The organism is Pararhodonellum marinum (assembly GCF_015354735.1).
Classification (GTDB): domain Bacteria; phylum Bacteroidota; class Bacteroidia; order Cytophagales; family Cyclobacteriaceae; genus Pararhodonellum; species Pararhodonellum marinum.
Genome location: NZ_JACEFJ010000001.1, coordinates 539,646 through 563,088, shown reverse-complemented (window position 1 = coordinate 563,088; position 23,443 = coordinate 539,646). Strand labels below are relative to the sequence as shown.

The 23,443-nt window shown below is 38.9% G+C and carries 23 protein-coding genes; 22 read left to right on the top strand and 1 reads right to left on the bottom strand.

All coding sequences use genetic code 11. The features are described 5' to 3' along the window. The first annotated feature begins 10 nt into the window (after window positions 1-10). From H1A14_RS02385 to H1A14_RS02310, 16 genes are all read left to right on the top strand, one after another. Window positions 11-403, top strand: a complete 393-nt coding sequence (locus H1A14_RS02385) for a hypothetical protein (RefSeq protein WP_194774590.1) — start codon at window positions 11-13, stop codon at window positions 401-403. A 553-nt stretch (window positions 404-956) separates the two neighbouring features. Continuing rightward, on the top strand, window positions 957-2,003 hold the full coding sequence (locus tag H1A14_RS02380; protein ID WP_194774589.1) for an OmpA family protein: 1,047 nt from the start codon (window positions 957-959) through the stop codon (window positions 2,001-2,003). Window positions 2,004-2,340: 337 nt separating this feature from the next. Continuing rightward, window positions 2,341-3,162: an AraC family transcriptional regulator gene (locus tag H1A14_RS02375; protein ID WP_194774588.1), complete on the top strand. Its 822-nt coding sequence runs from the start codon at window positions 2,341-2,343 to the stop codon at window positions 3,160-3,162. Window positions 3,163-3,231: 69 nt separating this feature from the next. After that, on the top strand, window positions 3,232-3,726 hold the full coding sequence (locus tag H1A14_RS02370; RefSeq protein WP_228527506.1) for a VOC family protein: 495 nt from the start codon (window positions 3,232-3,234) through the stop codon (window positions 3,724-3,726). Between the two features lie 243 nt (window positions 3,727-3,969). After that, the gene (locus H1A14_RS02365; RefSeq protein ID WP_194774587.1) at window positions 3,970-4,665 is read left to right on the top strand and encodes a cyclase family protein; all 696 of its coding nucleotides are present in this window, start codon (window positions 3,970-3,972) and stop codon (window positions 4,663-4,665) included. A gap of 164 nt (window positions 4,666-4,829) precedes the next feature. After that, window positions 4,830-5,504 carry a class I SAM-dependent methyltransferase gene (locus H1A14_RS02360; protein ID WP_194774586.1) on the top strand — a complete coding sequence of 225 codons (675 nt, stop codon included), beginning with the start codon at window positions 4,830-4,832 and terminating at the stop codon, window positions 5,502-5,504. Between the two features lie 61 nt (window positions 5,505-5,565). Beyond that, entirely contained in the window at window positions 5,566-6,288 is a 723-nt protein-coding gene (locus tag H1A14_RS02355) for a TMEM175 family protein (RefSeq protein ID WP_194774585.1), read from the top strand. 98 nt (window positions 6,289-6,386) lie between these two features. Next, complete coding sequence (gene arr / locus H1A14_RS02350) at window positions 6,387-6,836, top strand: NAD(+)--rifampin ADP-ribosyltransferase (RefSeq protein WP_194774584.1); 450 nt, start codon at window positions 6,387-6,389, stop codon at window positions 6,834-6,836. A 139-nt stretch (window positions 6,837-6,975) separates the two neighbouring features. Beyond that, window positions 6,976-7,341: a DUF4180 domain-containing protein gene (locus H1A14_RS02345; protein ID WP_194774583.1), complete on the top strand. Its 366-nt coding sequence runs from the start codon at window positions 6,976-6,978 to the stop codon at window positions 7,339-7,341. Between the two features lie 208 nt (window positions 7,342-7,549). Next, the gene (locus tag H1A14_RS02340) at window positions 7,550-8,614 is read left to right on the top strand and encodes a mechanosensitive ion channel family protein (RefSeq protein WP_194774582.1); all 1,065 of its coding nucleotides are present in this window, start codon (window positions 7,550-7,552) and stop codon (window positions 8,612-8,614) included. A gap of 532 nt (window positions 8,615-9,146) precedes the next feature. Continuing rightward, window positions 9,147-9,899, top strand: coding sequence for an SDR family NAD(P)-dependent oxidoreductase (locus H1A14_RS02335; RefSeq protein WP_194774581.1), 753 nt, complete (start codon window positions 9,147-9,149; stop codon window positions 9,897-9,899). A gap of 414 nt (window positions 9,900-10,313) precedes the next feature. After that, complete coding sequence (locus tag H1A14_RS02330) at window positions 10,314-11,339, top strand: YrzE family protein (RefSeq protein ID WP_194774580.1); 1,026 nt, start codon at window positions 10,314-10,316, stop codon at window positions 11,337-11,339. A 279-nt stretch (window positions 11,340-11,618) separates the two neighbouring features. Then, on the top strand, window positions 11,619-13,880 hold the full coding sequence (locus H1A14_RS02325) for a glycosyltransferase family 4 protein (protein WP_194774579.1): 2,262 nt from the start codon (window positions 11,619-11,621) through the stop codon (window positions 13,878-13,880). An 85-nt stretch (window positions 13,881-13,965) separates the two neighbouring features. Further along, on the top strand, window positions 13,966-14,976 hold the full coding sequence (locus H1A14_RS02320; protein WP_194774578.1) for a glycosyltransferase family 4 protein: 1,011 nt from the start codon (window positions 13,966-13,968) through the stop codon (window positions 14,974-14,976). A 56-nt stretch (window positions 14,977-15,032) separates the two neighbouring features. Continuing rightward, window positions 15,033-16,499, top strand: coding sequence for a glycoside hydrolase family 130 protein (locus H1A14_RS02315; RefSeq protein ID WP_194774577.1), 1,467 nt, complete (start codon window positions 15,033-15,035; stop codon window positions 16,497-16,499). Between the two features lie 71 nt (window positions 16,500-16,570). Further along, window positions 16,571-17,251 (top strand): SAM-dependent methyltransferase, encoded by a 681-nt coding sequence (locus tag H1A14_RS02310; RefSeq protein WP_194774576.1) that lies wholly within the window; start codon window positions 16,571-16,573, stop codon window positions 17,249-17,251. A gap of 177 nt (window positions 17,252-17,428) precedes the next feature. Here the strand turns inward: H1A14_RS02310 and H1A14_RS02305 are convergent, their stop codons facing one another. Next, window positions 17,429-18,772, bottom strand: coding sequence for a ferredoxin reductase family protein (locus H1A14_RS02305; protein WP_194774575.1), 1,344 nt, complete (start codon window positions 18,770-18,772; stop codon window positions 17,429-17,431). 412 nt (window positions 18,773-19,184) lie between these two features. On the opposite strand from H1A14_RS02305, the gene H1A14_RS02300 reads away from it, so the two are divergent. The 6 genes from H1A14_RS02300 (at window position 19,185) to H1A14_RS02275 (ending at window position 23,441) form a co-directional block, all read left to right on the top strand. Beyond that, a complete protein-coding gene (locus H1A14_RS02300; RefSeq protein WP_194774574.1) occupies window positions 19,185-20,246 on the top strand; it encodes an endonuclease/exonuclease/phosphatase family protein in 1,062 nt (353 codons plus the stop codon). Window positions 20,247-20,370: 124 nt separating this feature from the next. Further along, a complete protein-coding gene (locus H1A14_RS02295; protein ID WP_194774573.1) occupies window positions 20,371-20,946 on the top strand; it encodes a Crp/Fnr family transcriptional regulator in 576 nt (191 codons plus the stop codon). Between the two features lie 78 nt (window positions 20,947-21,024). Further along, window positions 21,025-21,378 (top strand): DUF4406 domain-containing protein, encoded by a 354-nt coding sequence (locus H1A14_RS02290; protein ID WP_194774572.1) that lies wholly within the window; start codon window positions 21,025-21,027, stop codon window positions 21,376-21,378. Continuing rightward, the gene (gene nudK, locus H1A14_RS02285) at window positions 21,371-21,958 is read left to right on the top strand and encodes a GDP-mannose pyrophosphatase NudK (RefSeq protein WP_194774571.1); all 588 of its coding nucleotides are present in this window, start codon (window positions 21,371-21,373) and stop codon (window positions 21,956-21,958) included. Before H1A14_RS02290 ends, nudK begins: the two co-directional genes overlap by 8 nt. Window positions 21,959-22,055: 97 nt before the next feature. Next, window positions 22,056-22,613, top strand: a complete 558-nt coding sequence (locus H1A14_RS02280) for a DUF2911 domain-containing protein (RefSeq protein WP_194774570.1) — start codon at window positions 22,056-22,058, stop codon at window positions 22,611-22,613. A gap of 444 nt (window positions 22,614-23,057) precedes the next feature. Then, on the top strand, window positions 23,058-23,441 hold the full coding sequence (locus tag H1A14_RS02275; protein WP_194774569.1) for a hypothetical protein: 384 nt from the start codon (window positions 23,058-23,060) through the stop codon (window positions 23,439-23,441). The last annotated feature ends 2 nt before the right edge of the window (window positions 23,442-23,443 follow it).

The following is a 23,443-nucleotide window of genomic DNA, read 5'->3' as shown; positions in this document are numbered from 1 at the left end:
TCAAGATGATTTGTCTTTTGTAAATTTAAAGACCATAAATATTGGTGAGTACGAGTTGCAAGCCCCCGGGAATTTCAAATTAACAGAACAGCAAGGTTATGATTCGATGGTTGGAATTTTAGAAGGTTCAGGAATATCCATGTCTTATGATTATGGGATGTATACATCACCTGAACAAAATGTCTCAGAAGAGCACTTTACAGTGATCAATGAAGTTGAGGAAGGAATTCGAAAACAGATGTTGATAGCCAAAAACCCTCAAAGGGATAACACCTCAATCCATATTTCTTTCTCCGAAAATCCAGGTACAAATAATCCGCCCCCGCTAAAAATCTGGAGCAACAGTTTAACAAAAAGGCAACAAGAACTGGTCATCAAAATTTTTAATTCTATCACTGTTTAAAGATAGGGCCTTTAGACAGGTCTTGAAAGGTTTGGCCCCTTCATGGTCATGAGGACTAAAAGGTTTTAGAAGAAACTATCCTAAATTACCTGTGCCGAAAATCGCAAAGTCAAACCTCATTAGCCACAAGCAACAGCCCAAGATTTAAATAGTTAACACCTCCCCCAGTCTAAAAATTTTTGGTCATGCGATTTGAGATCTGAAATCAATGAATGGTTTAAAGCAACTTGAATGATCTCCATTCTTGCTGTTATGGAATTGCATCGTCTGAAAATACGGTTTGTTTGAATCTCGTCTTTGAATCGGTACCTTTTTTTTGATCTAGAGAAGGGCCCTTTTTGAGCCAGAAAAGGAAAATCTTCATTTTTCATGTATTCGATGACCAAAAATTTAATTTTAAATTAATCCTGGTTAGTACGAGGAGAAAAATGGTATTCCCATATTTGGAAACTATATGATTAATCAAAAAAACATTGAAATCAGTTTCTTTTAATAGTTTATGCTTTACTTTAGTCAGAATTTAATAACCGAATGAATCAATTAATTATTTAAAATGAAAAAGATTTTAACCCTCACTACATTAATTTTCACTTTAATTTCCTGTACAAAAGAAAAAGTAGTGGACCAAGCCACAGAAGAAAATGCAGATGATATTTCTGAAACACACAATCAAGCATTAAAATCTGAAGATGGGCATTTTTTAGATGAATTTGACTGGTCCAAAATCCCTACCTCAACAGCTGAAATTGGCTCATTTCCATACATTACAGCACCGGATGGTTTCATTGTTTTGCAAAAAGGGAAAAAAAGTATGTCCAAAGACGGGATGACTGTATTTTCAGATTATGGCAAACTTATAAGTTACAACGGTGAATATTTTTTTGATTCCGAAGGTAAAAAAGCCGAACTGAACTTTGGTATGGAGCAATCGAAATCTGACTTTAATCAATTCAAATTTGATAAAAGTGTTGACGACTATTTGCAAAGTCTGGCTGCCATGCAACTTTTCAAAGGCCAAATTCCCAGAGAAAAAATCGATAAGTTGAATGATATTGATAAAGGAACTGCTTACAATTTTATAATCGGTGATGTTTGGAATAAAAATCCGGTGAGTCACTATGCTTTGAACCATGCTAACGGTAAAGTTATTTTTCAAGTCTGGAGTAATTCAGCACAAAGCAAAATTGGTGTAATAGAAATTGAGGGCTTCAAACAGACCATAAAGGCACCTACCGCATCCGAGATGAAAGCTTCGTTAGACTTGACAGGAAAGGCAATTTTGTACATAAATTTTGATGTTGATAAAGCAACCCTAAAGCCTGATGGGCAAAAATTAGTAGATGAAATTGGCACATTGCTCAACTCAAATCCTGAATTAAAATTATTGATCGAAGGTCATACAGATAACACAGGCACTGAAAACAGAAATCTGCAACTTTCGACTGAACGAGCTAATACCGTGATGTATTCCTTGGCAGGTAAAGGCATAAATATCGAGAGGCTCAAAGCAAAAGGATATGGTTCGGAAAAACCAATAGTAGCCAATGATACTGATGAAAACAGAGCTCAAAATAGACGAGTAGAATTGGTTAAGTTTTAGGATTGTATCCATCCAATATACCCCAAATTTAGGTAGGTGTTGACTTCGTGATATTACAACCTAAGAAAACCAGCAAAAATGCGTATTGCGTACAGATCTACAAATGGTATCGCCTTTGATCCGTTGTAAGGGTCAACTTTTTGGATTATATTCACCATGCTAGCCAAATACACTCACGTATTAGTCAACGAGGGTGATGGGCTAACTTGAAGGTGGTCGAGAAGTAGGCAAGCTGTGCTTTTGATCAGCAGTCTCTTAGCTGAATTCAGCCCTTCGGAAATTCCCCTTGCGCCAGGGTAACAACACCTAATTCCATGCCATTAAACAGCCTACCTAGTTGAACTATCAGACATTTGCACCACATTCAGACCTAGATACAATAGTGAAATGCTATTGGACTTTAGAAGTGCCTGAACAAAAAGAGGTTCAAAGGCAACTGATTTTACCGGACGGCTGTGTGGATATGTGCTTTACACTTGGTGACGACATAAAAAGGTACATTTCGGAAACAGATTATATTATTCAGCCCAGACACATGTTGTTAGGGCAGATTACGGAACAATTCTATATTGAACCGACTGGACATGTGAACACTTTTGCCATTCGTTTTTATCCTTATGGCTTCGCCAATTTTATTGACAGGCCACTTAATGAACTCGGAAATCAAGAGACTCCCATAAGTGAATTATTTGATCCCGAAAAGTCAGAAAAACTAAGCCTTGAAATAATTCAAGCCAAAACCACCCATGAAAGAATAAATAGTATTGAATCGTTCCTTTTTGAAAGACTACGTGAAAAAGCGACGATTAACAAAATAGTGAAATCCACGGTTGACGCCATGTACTTATCAAATGGAAGTAAGCCATTGAATATTATCTTAAAAAATGATTTAACAAAGAGAAGACAGCTTGAAAGGAATTTTACAAAACAAATTGGTCTAAGTCCCAAGCAATTAAGTAAGGTAATCCGACTACAGGCAACCTTACAAATGTTGCTGAATAAAAATACAAGGAAACTTACAGACGTGGCCTATGAAAATGAATATTATGACCAAGCCCACTTCATCAAGGACTTCAAGGAATTCACCGGAATTACCCCGAAAGATTTTTTAACAGACGATAAAATGGCCCTTTCTTCACTTTTATACAAAAAAACTTAAGGTGTCGCAAAATTACAATTTTGAAACTTACCCTAAGTTTACCTTTGATTAAAATAATCATCGAAAACAATGAGAGTCAGGATCTTTCTTTTTACTACCGTTATTTTTGGACTATGTTTCCCTTCTTGCCAGAACCCGAGTAAAAAGGGTTCTGAAAAACAAACCATAGAACCAGCAAATCAAAATTCAAATACTATGAAAAGTCATGTTTCAATCTTTGAAATTCCAGCAAATGAAATTTCCCGCGCCATTGAATTTTATCAGGCAATTTTGGCCATTGATATTGAAAAAATCGATATGCCAGATATGCAAATGGGAATATGGCCTTATGAAGAACAAATGGTTACGGGCGTAATTATCAAAGCCGAAGGATATAAACCTTCAGCGGAAGGTGTAACCATCTATTTGAATGGTGGAGACAATCTCCAAGTAATTCTTGATAGGGTTGAAAAAAACGGCGGAAAAATTCTTGTACCAAAATCACTTCATGCCGATGAAAGTGGGTTCTTTGCTCAATTTCTTGACTCAGAAGGGAATAAAATGGGACTTCACTCCCTAGAATGAACGAGAGAAATAGCTACATCTTATCAGGCGAGACGACCAAGCAGACTTTATGCTATGAGAAATAGCGGAAGGAAATACACTACTACGGAATAAATATTTTTACGATGGGATAAAAACCCGGTTAAATTCAATAATTTGTATCTTTATGAAGTAAGCAGAAAGTCTGAAGAAAGCGGCTCAGAATACACTTCATCTCCAAGATGAATTCTGTTGGTAATATTAATAGATACCTTGACAAATTAAATGACAGAGATAATTGACCTTAGCCAGGAAATTTTTTCAGGAATGCCGGTCTATAAAGGCCTACCCAAAGTTAAAATGACCATTTATGCGACACATGAGCAATGGGAAAAAATCCCGAATCCAACAACCATCACCCCAAGTGTTTATAAATTGGAACTTGGCGAGCATACTGGAACTCACGTAGACGCCTTAAATCATATGGGCAGTCAGTTTGTTGGGCAATCGATAGACACTATGCCACTCTCCATGTTTTATACAGAAGGAATATGTTTAAACTTCTCTCACAAAGGGTTATCCGAGCTTATTGAGCCTGAAGAGATAGAAAATGCCTGTCACAAAGCAGGTATTGAAATTAAAAAAGGAGATACTGTTTTGCTATATACAGACCATTACAGAAAATTTTTTGGCACAGAAAATTGGCAGCATGGACCAGGCGTTTCCTCTGCGACTGCAACTTGGTTGGGGAACAAGAAAATTTCAGCATTTGGTGTTGAAACCATGTCCCCAGGAGTGCCTAAAGTTTCAAACAGAGAAGTTCATCAAATTTGTGGCGAATTAGGGTTTACTCATTATGAAAATATGATAAATCTTGATAAGTTGATTGGTAAAGGACGATTTCGTTTTATCGCTTTACCATTAAGAATTAGAGGTGGAACTGGCTCACCTGTGAGAGCAGTTGCAATTTTTGAAAAATAAGATGAAAAACATTTTCACCACCTCCCCTACTCCCCAACATGGTTTCATAAAATAATGGTACAGGAAAAATTAAATATACCTAAAAAGGTAAGTCGAAAAAATAAGGGATGATTCATTTTTAACAGTCCATTATGTTCACAGATAGTTCAGACCTATATGATTTGGTGTACAGTTTCAAAGACTATGAAAAAGAGTCGGCTGAAATCCTGCGAATAATTAAAGCAATTCGACCTGATTGTAAAACCATTCTTGACATCGGTTGTGGGACCTCTGAACATCACAGATATTTAAACAAGCATTTTTCCATTGATGGGATTGACCTAAATTCCAAATTCATTGAGACCTCAAAGAAAAAAAATCCTGCAGGACATTACAGGGTTGAAAACATGGTGCAGTTTGACCTTGAAAAGCAATATGATGTGATCATTTGCCTGTTTAGTTCAATTGGATATCTGCAAACAATGAACGAGATTATTGCTGCTTTAAAATGCTTCAATAAGCACCTAAATACAGATGGGCTCGTAATGGTTGAACCTTGGTTAAATAAAGATACCTGGCAAAATGGCAAAGTCCACATGATAACCATCGACAATGAAGACATCAAGATTTGCCGAATGAATACAAGTTATACCTCTGGCGACCTTTCAATATTAAATTTCCATTATTTAGTCGGCACTAAGGACCAAGGAGTTCAACATTTCCAAGAAGAACACAAGCTCCGGCTGACGTCAAAAGAAGAAATGTTAAAGGCATTTCAGCTAGCTGATTTTGACGTTACATTTGACGAAAAAGGATTATTTGGCCGAGGTATGTATCATGGAAAAAAAATTAAAATCTAACAATACTACTTCTTAAAATGATACATGAATAAGGTTGACAGATGCTAAATGGCAGACCACTATGAGAAATGAAATCATAAAAAACAGACTTCAGGACCCAAGAATCAATTATCGGGGAGAAAATGCATCAAGGCTAGATAACCTGACCGATGCGGTTTTTGGTATCGCGATCACCTTGCTTATTTTCAACCTGACAAACCCCAATTCCTTTGCAGACTTATTGACTTTCACCAAAACATTGCCTGCATTCTTGATCAGCATTTCCTTTATAGTCTTGATTTGGAATGAGCATTTGGAGTTTTCGGAAATATACACACTCAATGACACTAGACTGACCATCCTGAACACCGTATTCATCGCCTTGGTGATTTTTTATGTGTACCCGCTTAGGTTCTTAACTTTGTTTCTGACTAACTTTTTTTTCAATACAGATATAGAGGTGAATATTCAAGGGGACCAAGTGCCCTATTTAATGGTTTACTATGGTTTTGTAGCGTTTGCCTTATATTTTGTTTTGTTTCTCTTTTACCTGAGGGCTGTTAAAATTAAAAAAGCCTTAAAATTAAATAAATATGAAGTATTCTATACAAAGAGTCAGAAAAACAGGCTTTTAATCATGTTTTCCGTTCCACTAGTTTCAATTGTAATTACACTTGCGATCAATGAGTTTTCATTCATTTGGGCATCCGTGGCCGGTGGAGTAACCTATTTTCTTTACACACCCTTGATGATATGGTGGTACCGTAAATTCAAAAACAAAGCAAATGAATTTGCCAAGGCATGATATCGCAGATCCATCTTTACCGCTACCCCTGCTTTAGAAAAAAAAAATATGGAATGCACCTTGATTGTTACTCTCCCCGCTTACCATTATCCTAAACCATGGAACAAGACAACAACGAACAAAAAATAACCAATCAAGGAGCCACCCCATTTGCCCAGACTTTTTTTCACGGGACAAAGGCAGACTTGAAAGTTGGGGACCTAATCGAAGTTGGTTTCCACTCAAATTATGGACAAAAGAGAAAGGCAAAACATATTTTTTTGACGGCCACATTAGATGCTGCCATCTGGGGAGCTGAGCTTGCTTATGGTGAAGGAAAAGAAAGAATATATTTGGTAGAACCTACAGGAACCATTGAGGATGACCCTGACCTGACTGATAAAAAATTCCCTGGGAACCCATCCATGTCCTATCGGTCAACCCAGCCGTTTAAGGTTGTAGGTGAAATTTTGGTATGGAAAGGACATCCCATCGAGCAAGTCAATGCCATGAAAGCCGCATTGGAAAAACTAAAAGACCAAGGGATTGATTCATTGAATGATGCTTAAAACCATCCTGACAAGACTGTGCTTTTTTGCCGAATGGACATAATTGATGGGAAAGTTTAAGGATCCCGGAATTGGAAATATCAACAATTGGCCAATCTTAGAATCATCGAGGTGAAACTCTTAAATTCAGGCAATTGAAATGGAAATTCAAACTCACCATATTGGGAACACTAAAATAGCCCAAGTGACTTCGGATGATATCATTGTAAAAAATACTGAAGACGGATTGGACTTAATGGGAAATCTTTACTATCAAGGGTTTGATGGAATTGTTATTCAGGAGAAAAATATCACTTCTGGGTTTTTTGATCTGAAAACAGGGATTGCAGGAGAAATACTCCAAAAATTTTCGACCTATCGGGTCCGGCTGGCCATAGTTGGGGACTTTTCTAAATTCCCCGGTAAAAGCCTAAAAGGCTTCATTCATGAAAGCAACAAGGGAAAGCATATCAACTTTGTAAATTCAACAAATGAAGCCTTAAAAATTCTATCGGATACAAACTGACAATAAATCAAATAGGCCTTTCAAAAAATGGGCAGTAACGGTGGCTTAACGGCCCATTTATAGAAATTTGAAAGAGAAGCTACCCAAAAACAGGTGTGATAAATATGATACTTTCTATAAATGTGTAACACTTTTTCTTTGGGATGTTCAGAACTTTAAATCAAATAGACTTCATTCAATCAAAAATCACAGCTTACTTTAGAACAATATGGAAGCTTCGGACCCTTTGGAAGATCAAGAAATAGAGAACATCAAAAAGGATGAGAAAGTAAAAAGAGCCTTAAGCGAAACCTCTATTTCTGTACAGATGGAAAGCATTGATGCTTTAAAGAAGGAAGTACCCTTGATTGGCTTAACGGCTATCATTTTTTTGAGCTGTGTTGTCCTATACTTTCTTTTGGGCTGGGACCGATTGCCCATTTCTAGCAGCTATATCCCGCTGGCGCAAAAAATTGTACTCGCGGTCATGTTGATTTCTTTGGTATTATTAGCAACCAGGCTTGTAAAGAAAATATTTGACCGCAAAATAGACGATAAAACCAAGGTCTTCAATTTTAATCGTGTTGCGGACTTTTTTGGAGGCCTATTTATCCTTTTCATTTTACTTTCCCTGCTTTTTGCCAACTGGTACACGGCATTGGTTTCATTTGGTATTGTATCATTGATCCTTGGCTTTGCCCTGCAAAATCCAATTACGAGTTTTTTTGGATGGCTGTATATTCTTATCCGTAAGCCTTATGAAGTAGGTGAGCGGATACGGATAGGCAATGTGTTTGGTGATGTAATCAATGTCAGCTATCTGGATACCACCCTTTGGGAATTTAATGGAGATTATTTATCTGCAGACCATCCAAGTGGACGTATCATAAGATTTGCCAACTCCAAAGTATTCAGTGAATATGTGTACAATTATTCCTGGCCATTATTCCCTTTCATCTGGAACGAGCTAAGTTTCTTCATCTCCTATGATAGCGATTTTAAATTTATCGGTGCTACCATCAAACGCATTGTGGAAGTGAAAATTGGCGAAGCTATGGTGAGAAGGGTTACGCGCTTCAAGAAAATTTTGGCAGACACCCCTGTAGATGAGTTGGATGTAAACGAGTTTCCTTCGGTTATTTTCAGAGCCCATGAGAACACCTGGATAGAAGTGATTGTACGATACCTGGTTGAACCAAAGAATTCCGGTAAGGTCAAAAATGCGCTTTTTGAAACAGTGATGGATGAACTTAAGAAAAATCCGGAAAAAGTAAATTTCCCAAATTCAAAATGAGTTGATATTCAAACTTCTTTTTTTTAGCTGATTTAAGTTTTGAATTAATGTAAAGGAAGCTTTGTAAGCACCGGCTACTTGGTAAAAAAAGAAAGACTCCCTTTTCAAATACTTGCATATCCGCTTCTTTGCCAGTAACCCAATATTCTTCTTCAAACAGGTCTGAAGTCGGAAGACCTGCGGAGATGTACCGGACATTTCAGTTTGCCGGCGAGAATTGTATTGAATTACCTTTTTACTGGCATTTTGGCTAATACCAAAGAAGGTTTTGTGAACCAAAGAAATATTGCTTGGTTTCGCAAATGTTCCGTTAAAGAAATTCGTGTTTTTTACACAGGTCCACTTGCGGTTCCTTCTCCAGGTTGAAAATTCAAAAAAACTTTCTTATTTCATTTATCCCAAAATTAGGCAGGACCTGAAAAAATCATCTCTTGAATTTGCAATTCTTTGACAGATTTTTGTAACCCCCTCCCCTATTATTGCCTGCATCTTTGTATTGATAATTAACGGAATCACTTAAACCAATAACAAGATGGGAGTTTTAGAGAACAAAGTGGCTATTATAACCGGTGGTGCTTCAGGAATAGGTAAGGCCATTGCCCTTTTGTATGCAGCAGAGGGTGCAAAAATCGTTGTCTCAGATATTGATGAAAAGGGAAGCAATGAAACAGTTGATGATATCAAATCGAAAGGCGGTGAGGCTATTTTTGTGAAAGCTGATACCTCCAAGTCAGCAGATTGCAAAAATGTAGTGGAGCAAGCTGTTGAACAATTTGGCGCTTTGCACATCGCGGTGAACAATGCAGGAATAGCCGGACCCATGGGTCTAATTGGAGATTATCCTATTGAAGGGTGGGACAAAACCATTGCCATTAACCTTTCAGGTGTTTTCTATGGCATGCGGTACCAAATTCCAGCTATGATGGAGTCAGGTGGAGGCAGTATTGTAAACGTAGCGTCAATTCTTGGCAAAGTGGGTACGCCAAATTCTTCTGCCTATGTAGCTTCCAAACATGGTGTTATCGGCCTTACTGAAGCCGCAGCCTTGGAATATGCCCAAAAAAGTATCCGCGTTAATTCCATTGGACCAGGGTATATAGAGACACCTTTACTTACCAACAACCTAGATGATGACACTTTGAAATCATTGGTAGGATTACATCCTATTGGCCGATTGGGAAAATCTGAAGAGGTGGCGGAACTGGCCTTGTGGCTAAACTCTGACAAAGCTTCCTTCGTAACCGGTGCCTACTACAATGTAGATGGTGGTTACCTGGCGCAGTAATAGGAGAACAAAATAATGAGTGGTCATCCTATTCCATGGGTAAGTTTAAGCTTCCTGCTTTAAGAAAATTGTACAAAAACCAATTTAGAAAATACACAAAAGATTGGATCTTCAGGATGGCTACCTTCTGTGAAGCTATCTGCTTTTTACCATAGATTAAATACCACCAACCTTTGAATGCTTGCTTTTTGTAACTCACAAGTGAAGTCAGACTGCTAGAAACTTTGAATCTCAGCCATTCCCAAATCTTGTTTTTGTATAATTTTTTTATGGTAATATATAATAAGCTTCCGGTTTAGTTATATGATATTTAAAGTTGTTATGGCTAGAAATAGTTAAAAAATAAAAACTAAAAATATTTTCATAGTCAATGTCAAAGTAATATTTCTTACATGTAAACCAAAATTAAAGAATATGGAAACGACCAGCAATTTAAATTCTTACCACAAAGTGCCACCAAAAGGAATTTCATGGAGGGCAATTTTAGGAGGTACCGTTGCAGCCTTATCGATCATGTTGATTCTGAATTTGATCGGATTAGCAATTGGATTGTGGAGCATAGAGCCTACTGAGGAAACCAATCCATTAAGTGGGTTAGGAACCGGCTCAATCATTTGGTGGGTCCTGAGTAACCTAATCGTGCTTTTCATAGGCGGTTTTGTTGCAGCTCGAGTCGGAGTTTCATTCGCAAGTTTTAGCGGGGTGGTCCACGGAGTCATGACTTGGGCATTGTATTCACTTGTTTCTGCCTGGCTGCTAACTTCCGTGATAGGAAGTATCATTTCTGGTGTGGGGAATCTCGTTGGAGGAGTCCTTTCAGCCACAGGTCAAGTGGTAGAGAATCAACTGGGGCCGGTAGTAAAGGAACAATTTGAGAACCTGGAACTTTCTCTTGATGATGCCAGAGATGAATTTTATTCACTGCTGGAGGATACCGATAAAGATGAGCTCGATCCGGACTACTTAGAATCACAAGCACAAAGGTCTGCTTCAGATGCTCAAGAAGCAGCACAAAGCCCAGGCAGCAGAGATGCAAAAGTTGAAGGTGTATTGAGCCAGTCGAAAAACAGATTTGAGCAATCATTTGAAGCATTAGATAAACAAGCCTTAGTCAATATCCTTGTAGAGCGTACTGACATGAGCGAAAATGAAGCCAAGCAAACTGTTGAAAATACATTTGGTGAGTTTGAAAGGGCGAGGGAGGAATTTGAAGAATTTTTGCAAGAAGCAGAAGAAACTGCCAGGGCACAAGCCGAGAAAATTGCTGAGGCAGCAGGTGATGCTGCCATGTACCTTGCCATTGCTCTCATCCTTGGAGGGATCGCAGCAGCCCTGGGAGGCTATGTTGGCGTAAAGAATCTAAGGGAAGATTATTTTAGAAATGAACATTTGGTAGAGGAAAGGGAGGCAGCTTATGTCCGTGGAGAGGTAATAAAATGAATAGATGATCAGTAGAGCAAGAAGCTTTCCCGAAGCTTCTTGTTCTATATTTTTTATCTTCCTCTATGAAGGAATTTAAATAATTCCATGGTTTCCTTTCAAGAGAATTTATAAGAATGCAAATTTTTAGTGAAAATATTTAAGTATCGACTTATTTTTGTAATTTTATCATACTGTTTAGCAGTCTGAAACAATTTTTACTTTTTTTGATTGCCTCAAAACCTTATGAGATAGGGATTTTAACAGGATGTTTTATTTGAACAGATATTTAAGCAAACTATGAAACTTGTATTTATAGGTACTTACCCTCCCCGGGAATGTGGCATTGGTGTTTTTACCAATGACCTATTTAAATCAATGGTAAGCAATTCATCTCTTTTTGATTTTGATGATTTGGAAAAGGAGGATCAAGTGGAAGGATTTGTGGTGGCCATGAATGACCATGATTTGACTTATCAATATCCCAAGGAAGTAAAATTTTCCATCAGACAGGAGCACCAGCGCGATTATTTGAAAGCGGTGAAATTCATCAACTTGAGTGGGGCTGATGTATGCATCCTCGAGCATGAGTTTGGTATTTTCGGGGGGCAGAATGGCATGTACATTCTTCCTCTGCTCCACCGGTTAAAAATCCCATTAATCGTCACCCTGCATACGGTTTTGAAAAACCCCACTTACAACGAAAAAGCGGTTTTAAAACAAATCTGCAAAATGGCCCACAAAATTGTGGTGATGAGCCATAAAGCCATAGAATTTCTGACCCAGGTCTATGGAGTGGAAAAAGAGAAAATTGAACTGATAGAACACGGCGTGCCTGAAATTTTGTATAACCAGGAACAATGTAAAAAGCAATTTAAACTCGAAAACAAAAAATTCCTGCTCACTTTTGGCATTCTCAGTCGCAATAAGGGAATAGAAACCGTCATAAAGGCCTTGCCGAAAGTCATCGAAAAACACCCTGAGGTGGTGTATATGGTTTTGGGAAAGACCCATCCCAACGTCCTTTACCACTCAGGGGAAGAATACAGAAATTACCTGCATCTTTTGGTCAAAACCCTGAAATTAGGGAATCATGTTATTTTCTTGAATGAGTTCATTGACCAAAAGGAACTGTTTAAATATTTATCCGCCTCTGACATTTATATCACACCTTATCTCAATGAGGCGCAAATCACCAGTGGCACGCTGTCCTATGCCGTGGGTGTAGGTTCAGCAGTGATCTCTACCCCCTATTGGCATGCCGCAGAGCTGTTAGACGAAGGTAGGGGAAGATTGTTTGATTTTAATGATTCGGAAGGGCTTTCGGACATATTGATGGAATTATTGGATGATCCGGATGCATTAAAAAGCCTCCGGAAAAAAGCCAGTGAATATGGAAAAACCATCACTTGGTCCAAATCCGGGGAAAAATACCTGGACCTTGTAAAAGATACGCTGAACACAAAACCTGAAGTCATATCCCAATCCGAAACCTTAATAGATCCCTTGCTTTTGCCCACATTTTCGTTGGACCACATCAAGCGCCTTACGGATGACACAGGAATCATCCAGCATGCAAAATTTGGAATACCCAACCTGAAAGAAGGATATTGCCTTGATGACAATGCAAGAGCTTTGCTTATGGTCTTGATGGCATATCGGGAAACAAAAGATAAATCCACCCTCAACCTTGCCCCCATATACCTGAGTTATATCCATTACATGCAAAATGAAGATGGAACATTCAGAAATTTTCTTAGTTTCAGCCGCCAATTTCTTGATGAGGTGGGATCCGAAGATTCCTTTGGAAGGGCCATTTGGGCACTGGGCTACCTTTTGGGCAATGCTCCGAATGATGCGTATTACCAAACCGGAAAACTTGTTTTTTTTGATGCCTCACCAAATTTTGAAAAATTACAGTCGATAAGGGCCATTGCGAACACCATGCTGGGGATCAGTTATTATTTAAAAGCCAATCCAACAGACAATGCCATGACCGAAAGGCTCAGGAACCTTGCCGGCAAATTGTTGTCTCACTATGAAGCCAACCGGACCGAAAATTGGAAGTGGTTCGAAAGCTTATTGGCGTACGACAATGGCATATTGCCGCTGGCACTTTTACACGCAGCGGAGATTCTAAATGAAGACAAGATTACCGAGGTGGCCATGGAGAGCATGGATTTTCTGACTGAAGTTACCCTTAAGGACGGTTACCTTTCAATTATAGGAAATGAAAATTGGTATAAAAAAGGTGGAAAACGCTCTATGTTTGCGCAGCAACCCATAGATGCGATGGCCATGATTTTGATGTACCAACAGGCCTTTCGGCTTACCAAAGACCAAGCTTACCTTACCAAACTTTTCTCGTGTTTCATGTGGTTTCTTGGTGAAAATGACCTCAGAATGAGTTTGTTCGATTTTGATACCAAGGGATGTTGTGATGGCTTTGATAGCTACAGCATCAACCGCAATCAGGGCGCGGAAAGCTGTCTGGCTTATTTAATTTCCCATTTGATCGTATTACAGGCGTTTGAAGCTTACGAGGAAAAAGATTTAGCATAAGAAAACCTATTTACCGGATGAACGGCATTAGATTGCAGCCCTGGGATACCAGTAGATATAAGTTTATTGTTTTAATTACAACCCTATGAAAGTAGCCATGCTATCCCCTATTGCCTGGAGAACCCCGCCTGAAAAATACGGGCCATGGGAGCAGGTAGCATCAAACCTTACAGAGGGGTTGGTAGAAAAGAATATTGATGTCACCTTATTTGCTACTGGAAATTCCATTACCAACGGAAAGCTTCAAAGTGTGACTGATTCAGGATATGCCGAAGACGCAGCCACTGACCCCAAAGTGTGGGAAAGCCTTCATATCAGTCATTTGATGGAACAGGCAGATCAATTTGATTTGATCCACAACCATTTCGATTTTCTTCCCCTCACCTACTCCAGATTGATCAAAACACCCATGGTGACCACCATTCATGGTTTTTCTTCGTCCAAAATCCTTCCTGTTTATAAAAAATACAATAAGGATGCCTATTACGTTTCGATCAGTAACTCAGACCGACATCCTGAACTTGACTATTCAGCCACCATTTACAATGGGCTCAATCCAAATGAGTTTACCTTTCAGAAAATTCCAAAAAACTATTTGTTGTATTTTGGAAGGATCCACCCCGAAAAGGGTACCTTCGAGTCAATTAAAATTGCCAAACAAGCAGGTAGACAGTTGATTATTTCCGGTTTAATTCAGGATCAGGAATATTTTGACAATAAGGTAAAACCCTTTATCAATAATGATGATGTTGTTTTTGTCGGCAATTCTGGACCCTTGGAAAGGAATAAATTGATGGGTGAAGCCTATGCGTTGTTACATCCCATCAGTTTTAAAGAGCCTTTCGGTTTGAGTGTGGCCGAAGCGATGATGTGCGGAACACCCGTGATTGCCTTCAATCTGGGATCTATGCCCGAGTTGATCGTCGATGGGAAAACAGGTTTTCTGGTAAATACCATAGAAGAAGCTGCAGCAGCGGTGGCCAATGTACAATCTGTTGAAAGAAAGCATTGCAGACAATGGGCCATATCAAAATTCAGCCGGGAGGAAATGACAACAGGTTACCTTAAAGTCTACAGCAATGTGTTGAAGGTTTGATGGGTAAAGGCTTTGCCTTTGGAAGCTATATTGAGACGAATAGATAAGAATTTTAGATGGAAAGAAATACAGTGAAAAGGTTATTGGTTAAAAGAAACAGAACAAAAATCTTAAGGAATTCATCCAGGGTGATCACCCGACCGCATATTCCTGAAATAGGAAGAATCCGCAGAATAATTGATCGGGTAATCAACCTGACGGAAGATAGCGCTGAAGATTTGCTCTATCAGGTTAACCACCACTTTATAGAGCGACATAAAAACATAGATCGCATATTTTTGGAAAATTTCAGGAAGGTTTCACCTTACATAACAGGTGATCAAGCCATTTCGAGCACCCAAAAGCTGTTGATAGGGGCATTTTTTACCATGGAATACTCCATTGAATCAGCGGCCCTTTTCAATCCCTCTATGGTCCCACACCCCAATCAGGAAGGGCTTCCGGAGGGCTGTCTCCGTTTTGTGATGAGTCTCCGGGCTACTGGAGAAGGACATATTTCTTCCATCGTTTTTCGTAGCGGGGTGATTAAAGCAGACCGCACATTTCTGATCAATCCAGTAAGTGAATTCGTTGATACCCCAATCATCCAACATGACCAGTATTACGACAGTCATTTATTCCAGCTCAAGCTCAAAAGTATGAATGCCTGGAACAAAACAAGTGGGAAGGTATTTGCAAAACTGTCAAATTTGTTCACATTCGAAGAGTTAAAAGCCTGTATTGTAGCACTTCAAATAAATGCCGAAAATTCCATTGATGCCGAAGCGATAAAAAATATCTATTGGCTTGCGGATTCCAATTACTTTATCAAATTTGATCCACATCATGATATTTCAGAACATGTGATTTTTCCAATATCTGAGAATGAGAGCAGAGGAATAGAGGATGCAAGGTTTGTTAAATTTTTCTATGATGATGGCAAAGTGATTTATTATGCCACCTATACAGCATACAACGGAGTTTGCATTCTGCCGCAATTACTGGTAACCAAAGATTTTGTTAATTTTGAAATCATTACCTTAAACGGCAATGCGGCGCAAAATAAAGGCATGGCTCTTTTCCCACGGAAAATAAATGGCAAATATGTCATGTTGGCCCGAGTGGATGGGGAGAACAATTATATCATGTTTTCTGATCACCTTCATTTCTGGGATGAAGCGATTATGCTTCAGGAACCAGCGATGCCCTGGGAATTTTTTCAAATTGGAAACTGTGGTTCCCCGATTGAACTTACTGAAGGTTGGCTTGTCCTTACCCATGGCGTAGGGGCGATGAGACAGTATTGCATCGGTGCGATTCTGCTTGACCTTGAAGACCCAACTAAAATTATTGCACGGCTCGAGGAACCCCTGCTCACTCCCAACGAAGAGGAACGCGAAGGATACGTCCCTAACGTGGTTTATTCATGTGGCGCATTGATCCATTACAACATGCTTGTTATTCCTTATGCGATGTCTGATATTTCCTCCAATATTGCTACGGTAAACGTAAAGGATTTGATAGCTTGTATGAAGTTTTACTGATAATCATTCTTATTGCCACTGAAGGAAAAGATATCGAAAGCTAAAATCTCCTTCATAAAATATTGGATTTTATGTCCTTTGAATTAAATAGCGTTGTTCCTTGGGGTAGAAATTTTGACGAATACAGAAGTATGTTTGGCTTGACTTTGTCCGATTTGAGCCAGCAAATCATAAGTTTTGGAGATGGTCCATCCAGCTTTAACTTTGAAATGACAAAACGTAAACGAAAGGTTATTTCCTTGGACCCAATTTATCAATTTTCCAAAGATGAATTGAAACTAAGGATTTCGAAAACAAAAGATGAAATTCTAAAGCAGACCAAGCAAAATCAGGAAAATTTCACGTGGACGAAAATCAAAAGCGTTTATGATTTAGAACGTGTTCGAATGGATGCCATGACTAAGTTTTTGGAAGATTTTGAGTTGGGCAAAAGGCAAAACCGATACATTCCACACGAAATGCCGAATCCAACTCAGTATCCCGATTTATCATTTGACCTTGGATTAAGCTCTCATTTTCTGATTTTGTATTCCCAACTTGGTTTGGATTTCCACCTTCAATCCATTTCGGAAATGTTGAGGATTTGCAAAGAGATCCGCATATTTCCAATCCTTAATTTAAATGCCGTAAAATCTGAGGTAGTGGATGGTATCCTGGCGTTTTTTCAGAAAGATTTTTCGATAGGTATTGAATATGTTGATTATGAATTCCAGAAAGGCGGAAAACAGATGATGAAAATATCTAGAAAATAGATACAGCCATTGACCTCTGCTACATGTACAAGTTTATCCCAAATCAAAAATCCATCATCTTAGTCATCCTACATAAAAGTTATCTCAACCCAAAAAGCACTGCAATCACAATAAAAAACAAGCCAAGCAGATATCCTATTCCTTTTACCAACGTGTAAAACTTCTTATGCACATTTTTCATACAATTTTGAATCTTTCGCTATAAATAAGTCGCCAGTCAACACCTAATTCTCTGAGGTTCAATTCAGTAATGTCCATCATAGGCCCTGGCCCGCATAGGTAATAATTACAAGCATCTTTATCTTCGGGCAAATATTTCTCCAATAGTGCTTTATCGACTTCCCCGGACTCTCCAGACCAATCTTCATGCGGTTCCATCAGAAGATGTACTAAATTGAGATTCAGATCATTTTCCAGCAAATCCAGTTCTTCCCGAAAGACAATATTTTCGTAATCATTACTACCATAAATCAGCGTTACCGCTCTTTGATCATTGCGTGATTTTAGGGTTCTAAGCATGCTAATTCCTGGAGTAACGCCAATTCCTCCCATCACCATGAAAATATTACCAGTTGGCATAAGGGTAAATGACCCAAAAGGTCCCTCCAGATAGGCGGTGGTACCGGGTTTTATATTCTTCCATGTCTCAGTAAAATCGCCCGATTCTTTGGAGGTGAATGAGATGAAATCGCTGTCAGGGCTCGAACTGAAGGTAAAAGGATGTTGCTGAAGTGAAAATGGGGTCTCATTGATGGTAATCCATGCAAACTGACCGCTGATAAATTGCATTTTCGGTCCATGACGAGGCTTCATCACTAAGGTATAACTATCATGCCTTTCTGATTGAACTTCCATGATTTCGTAAGGCATTTTTTTATTAAACCAAGGGCGGATCAATCGGGTATGGATGACAAAATAACCGCAGCCCGCAAGAGCCGTGGACAGAAGTGCCTTCTTCCATAAAGGGTCCAAATAATGGCTTACCTGTACCGCATGAGCAACACCGATAAAAACCACTAACAATGCCAAAATTCCGTGAAGGAGACGCCACTTTTCGTAGCTCAAGCCGAAAGAAACCCTCCATAGACTGGTAAGGATCAAAAACGTAATGGCCACAGTAACGACAGAAAGTGCTACAGCCCTAGGTAAGTTGACCACAGGATTGTAGTAATTGATAAATTCTGAATTGTTGAGAATTAAAATCACTGGATGAGCGAGAATAAAAACAAACCCTACGATACCCAACGTTTTATGGAAATGAAAAATATTGTCGGGCCCGAACGTTGGTGCGACACGGGACAGCCTGCCAGTAAAAATAAATTGACTTCCCATGATTCCCAATCCGAGAAATCCCAAAGCAACTCCAAATTCCATCCAAAAGTCTCTTGCATCAGGAACATCTCCAAGTAATGAAATTCCAATGGGAACTAAGCTGAGGATGACAAATACCAGTATCCAGAAAATTCCTTTGCCATAACTATATGGTTGGATTTTTTCATTTTCTTGAGGCGGTGTTCTCATTATATTCGTTCGTTCTTTACTACTGATCTTCCAAATCCGAATCAGCCTTGGTCAAAACCACAAACTAAGACAATTGTAAACTTCACATTAATAATTTTTAAACAATTATAGAAAAGCATTTATAAATGGTAATTGTTAAAGATTTGATCCATCAAAGATAAGCTCGATGGGATCTAAAAGTAAAAACTTTCTTTCATCTGCGAAGTAGACCGAACCCAATAAGGCTGAAAAAAGAAAATTTTCGAGTCCACAAAAATCCTCTCAAAAGCTTATTTTACTTAACTTGAACCTTATTCACCAACTAGGAATCATTAATTTTAATTGAAGGCTCACTTTATAGGTTTGGTCATCGTTAACTTTTAAAAAAATTGATTAAAAATGATAGCCTATTTCAAAATTTTATTCTAGTCAAATGCGGAAATTTACGCTTGTGTTTTGTATTGTAGTACTATTGGCCACAGGTTTGCCTTTAATCAACACGGCAGCTTGGTGGATTAGAATATTTGATTTTCCAAGGTTTCAGATTGCTGTTTTAACTTTGCTGGCATTAATTCTCGCCTATTTTTATGTGGACTTCAAATGGAAATTCAAATTACCTCTGTTGCTGATTCTGGCAAGCGCACTGATATATCAGATTCAGTTCGTAGTGATTTACAGTCCCCTTTACAAAACTCAGGCAAAGGATAGCAATAAACAGTCAGTAGATAACAGCCTGACCCTTCTGGTTTCAAATGTACGAATGGAAAATGATGACAAAGAAAGTTTTCTTTCCCTCGTTAAAAAACATGATCCTGACCTTCTCCTGATTACAGAACCTGATCAGGTTTGGGCTGACGCTATCGGCAAGCTTGACGAGGATTACCCCTACTCCATCAATTATCCCCTAGACAATACCTACGGAATGATGCTATTGTCAAAATTCCCGCTGAATGAAGGTACTGTTAACTTTTTGGTGAGGGATGATGTGCCCTCCATTTATACCAAGATCATCCTGCCATCAGGTAGCATCATTGATTTTTATGGTGTCCACCCTGAACCGCCTAAGCCGGGTACCGATACCTATGAAAGAGATACGGAATTGCTGATCATAGGCAAGAAAATTAAAGAAACAGGAAATCCCACGATTGTAGCAGGCGACTTGAATGATGTCGGCTGGTCTGGTACTTCGAGGCTTTTCAGAAAATACAGTGAACTGGTTGATCCTCGGGAAGGAAGGGGTTTGTTCAACACCTACAGCGTTTATGTGCCTTTGCTTAGGTATCCTTTGGACCATATTTTTTACTCAAAGGAATTTGGACTGCTAAATCTTGAGAAATTGGAAGACATAGGTTCTGACCATTTTCCAATTTTAATCGCTTTAAATTATGAACCTGATGAGGACAACACAGAAGGTTTGGAGGAAACAGATGCAGAGGAAGAGGCGGAGGTTGAAGAAAAAATTGAAGAAGGCAAGAAGGAAAGTGATCAGAATTAAAAAAAAGCGGTCTAGATCAATTTGCTTCAGAATTAAGTGTAATGGGTCGAGCCCAGCGAACCCTGAGTAAAGTAATGTCACATTCAAACTGTGTAAAACTGTTTCCATGTTAAATTGATTTATCGTGAACACAGAATTAATATTTTCAAACATCTGCAAATACATCTCCCTGAACGAAGAAGAAAAAGCGCATTTTCTGGGTTTTTTGGAGGAGGCACATCTAGCCAAGAATGAATTTATTCTTCGGCAAGGAGATCTTTGCAACCATATAAATTTCGTCAATGCTGGAATATTGAGGGCCTATTATTGTAATCCCGATGGAAAAGAATCCACAGTGATGTTTGCCGTGAAAGACTGGTGGATTACTGACATGTATACTTTCCTAAATGGACTCCCGGCTATGGTCAATATTCAGGCGGTTGAAAATTGTAGCGTTTTAACACTGTCTAAAGAAAATCTGGATAAACTTTATGAAGACATACCAGCGTTCAATAAATTTTTCAGAATATTAATGCAAAATGCCTATTGCAGGGAGCAGCTAAGAACCATCGAAAACCTATCTTTACCCGCAAAAGACAGATATGATCAATTCACCAAAAAATACCCCCAAATAGCCCATAAAGTCACGCTTAAGCAAACAGCTTCTTACCTTGGCATCACGCCGGAGTTTCTCAGTTCAATCCGAGGGAATAAGAATTGATTCAGGATTGCTCAACATTTCTTAAGATATCTTATTTTTATTGGAAGAGGTAGTTCTTAGTTTTAGAAAAAAAAACTTATGCTGATTCTAATTGCCGGCCCATATCGAAGTGGAACCAATGATGACCCAAAGCTCATCTCTCGCAACCTTGACAACCTCGAAGCGATGGCTCTACCCATTTTTAAAAAAGGACATGTTCCCATTATTGGGGAATGGGTGGCTTTGCCTTTGATGAAACTTGCTGGGTCACAAAAGCCGGGCGATGATATTTGGAATGAAATCCAATATCCTGTCGCTCATAGCATTCTCGAAAAATGTGATGGGATATTGAGAATTCCCGGTGAATCCAAGGGAGCTGATCAAGATGTTAAAATAGCCATTGAAAGAGGATTAAAGGTCTACTACCATATTGATGAAATTCCACATGCCTAACCAACGCGTCAAAAACCTTAAAAAAGAGCTACTTTCTGACCATTGGTATCGGTTGGATAAAGTGACTTACGACTTCCAGTTGAACAATGGGCACTGGGTCACCCATTCCAGAGAGGCCTATGATCGTGGAAACGGTGCTACCATTCTGCTTTATAACAAGTCAAAAAAAACCGTAATCCTGACAAAGCAATTTAGGCTTCCTACCTTTCTTAATGGAAACCAATCCGGACTCCTAATAGAAACCTGTGCAGGTTTACTGGACAGAGACAATCCGGAGGACTGCATCAGGAAAGAGACTGAGGAGGAAACGGGGTATCGAGTAAGTTCTATTCAAAAAGTGTTTGAAGCCTATATGTCCCCTGGGTCAGTTACTGAAATCCTCTATTTTTTCATTGCCGAATATTCAGACGACATGAAAATCGGTGCTGGAGGCGGACTATTGGAGGAACAGGAAAATATCGAAGTCATGGAATTGCCATTCCAAGCTGCCTATGAAATGATACAAACGGGTGAGATAAAAGACGGAAAAACCATTATGCTTCTTCAGCATTTAAAAATTCAAGGAATCATCCGTGAATGAAACATCCCAATCTCTCTTTTTAAATTTAAATCTCCAAACACTTTTAAACCAACCATTTAATCCCTAATTTCTATTTCGATTTAAACTCGCTATCCATATGTTAAAAAAGGTTCTGATTGGTTTAGGAGCAATTGTTTTGTTGCTCATTTTGGTATTTGCTTATATGAATTACCGCAGCCGAACATTAAGCCCGGCAGGTAAAGCTGAGTTAGAGGTAAATGACTTAAAAGTGGAAATCAACTACAGTCGCCCATCTGTCAGAGAACGGGTGATTTTTGGAACAGAAGAAAGTGGTGCCATTCAGCCTTATGGTACCTATTGGCGATTGGGAGCCAACGAAGCCACTGAAATGACAGTCAATAAAGATATTACTTTCAACGGGGAGCCTTTAGCAGCTGGGACTTATAGATTGTATGCCATTCCCGGTCAAACTACTTTCCGCATTGGCGTAAATACAGAATTGGGAAAATGGGGCGCTTGGGAACCAGAATACAGCAAAGATGTATTAATTACTGAAGTTCCCGTTACTACTCTAGACGTGCCTGTGGAACAATTTACTACGCGGATAGAAGCTGGACCAGATAATGGTGCTACCGTTTATTTTGAATGGAGCGATGTTCAATTGGCCATTCCAATTGGTCAACCTAATGATTGAACTGTTATTTTTAGCATCAGGAAAAGTCGGTACAAAAGCGAAAATGAAGATAAGCAAGACTCCCTGAGAGACATTCAAATGTTTGAAAATTTCAAAGCATCGAGTCAACGAATTGGTGTAAAACCAAAGATCGATTATTTTTCTATGGTGGAGGAGAACACCACATAAAAGTGGAACTGCCATTTACCAACAAAACGAGTTATTACTTCTTTCAGGATAAGCTTTTTAAAGGCTTAATTCACTCAATGGTATGAATTGAGGCTAAAAATGCTGTTGTTTTAATAAAACGGTTTGAATGTCAAATGGCATTGCAAAGAACTTAATCCTTTTCTCACTGATTCAGTGGTAGTTAGGTGTAGCATCTAGGTTTTAAAAATTTGGTTTTTATTTAATTCTTCAGTAAATTTCTTCACGAGTTTTTCCTCAACCAAACCTGCTATCTCTATGAAAAGGCGTAATTTTATGCTGCTTGTCTCAGCAGGAGTAGTTGCCGTTTCTGTCCCTTTTGTTAATCAGGTTTATTTTGACATTCCTGACTATGACAAGGAATCTATTTTTCCCCAATTTCTTTCTCTCATTTGGGATGAAGAAAGCATTTCAGATATCGGTGCCAAATACGCTGCGAAATTTCCGGAGGAGAGCAGGGAGCGATCTCTTGCCAAAGCGCTCTTTTCAGATTCTGCCAGCCAATCTAAGGACAAATTGCTAGCACTGACCCAATCGGATTTTTTCAATGGAAACCTGGTGACCATTGATGGTTGGGTGCTTTCAAAAACCGAAGCTAGGCAGTGTGCACTTCATTATATAATGAATCAAACCAAAGCTTAGGG

Excerpts from the sequence above, each read along its gene's own strand:
- H1A14_RS02380 (WP_194774589.1), top strand. The coding sequence starts at position 957 with ATGAAAAAGATTTTAACCCTCACTACATTAATTTTCACTTTAATTTCC.
- H1A14_RS02370 (WP_228527506.1), top strand. The coding sequence starts at position 3,232 with ATGAGAGTCAGGATCTTTCTTTTTACTACCGTTATTTTTGGACTATGT.
- H1A14_RS02365 (WP_194774587.1), top strand. The coding sequence starts at position 3,970 with ATGACAGAGATAATTGACCTTAGCCAGGAAATTTTTTCAGGAATGCCG.
- H1A14_RS02355 (WP_194774585.1), top strand. The coding sequence starts at position 5,566 with ATGAGAAATGAAATCATAAAAAACAGACTTCAGGACCCAAGAATCAAT.
- arr (WP_194774584.1), top strand. The coding sequence starts at position 6,387 with ATGGAACAAGACAACAACGAACAAAAAATAACCAATCAAGGAGCCACC.
- H1A14_RS02345 (WP_194774583.1), top strand. The coding sequence starts at position 6,976 with ATGGAAATTCAAACTCACCATATTGGGAACACTAAAATAGCCCAAGTG.
- H1A14_RS02340 (WP_194774582.1), top strand. The coding sequence starts at position 7,550 with ATGGAAGCTTCGGACCCTTTGGAAGATCAAGAAATAGAGAACATCAAA.
- H1A14_RS02335 (WP_194774581.1), top strand. The coding sequence starts at position 9,147 with ATGGGAGTTTTAGAGAACAAAGTGGCTATTATAACCGGTGGTGCTTCA.
- H1A14_RS02330 (WP_194774580.1), top strand. The coding sequence starts at position 10,314 with ATGGAAACGACCAGCAATTTAAATTCTTACCACAAAGTGCCACCAAAA.
- H1A14_RS02325 (WP_194774579.1), top strand. The coding sequence starts at position 11,619 with ATGAAACTTGTATTTATAGGTACTTACCCTCCCCGGGAATGTGGCATT.
- H1A14_RS02320 (WP_194774578.1), top strand. The coding sequence starts at position 13,966 with ATGAAAGTAGCCATGCTATCCCCTATTGCCTGGAGAACCCCGCCTGAA.
- H1A14_RS02315 (WP_194774577.1), top strand. The coding sequence starts at position 15,033 with ATGGAAAGAAATACAGTGAAAAGGTTATTGGTTAAAAGAAACAGAACA.
- H1A14_RS02310 (WP_194774576.1), top strand. The coding sequence starts at position 16,571 with ATGTCCTTTGAATTAAATAGCGTTGTTCCTTGGGGTAGAAATTTTGAC.
- H1A14_RS02305 (WP_194774575.1), bottom strand. The coding sequence starts at position 18,772 with ATGAGAACACCGCCTCAAGAAAATGAAAAAATCCAACCATATAGTTAT.
- H1A14_RS02300 (WP_194774574.1), top strand. The coding sequence starts at position 19,185 with ATGCGGAAATTTACGCTTGTGTTTTGTATTGTAGTACTATTGGCCACA.
- H1A14_RS02290 (WP_194774572.1), top strand. The coding sequence starts at position 21,025 with ATGCTGATTCTAATTGCCGGCCCATATCGAAGTGGAACCAATGATGAC.
- nudK (WP_194774571.1), top strand. The coding sequence starts at position 21,371 with ATGCCTAACCAACGCGTCAAAAACCTTAAAAAAGAGCTACTTTCTGAC.
- H1A14_RS02280 (WP_194774570.1), top strand. The coding sequence starts at position 22,056 with ATGTTAAAAAAGGTTCTGATTGGTTTAGGAGCAATTGTTTTGTTGCTC.
- H1A14_RS02275 (WP_194774569.1), top strand. The coding sequence starts at position 23,058 with ATGAAAAGGCGTAATTTTATGCTGCTTGTCTCAGCAGGAGTAGTTGCC.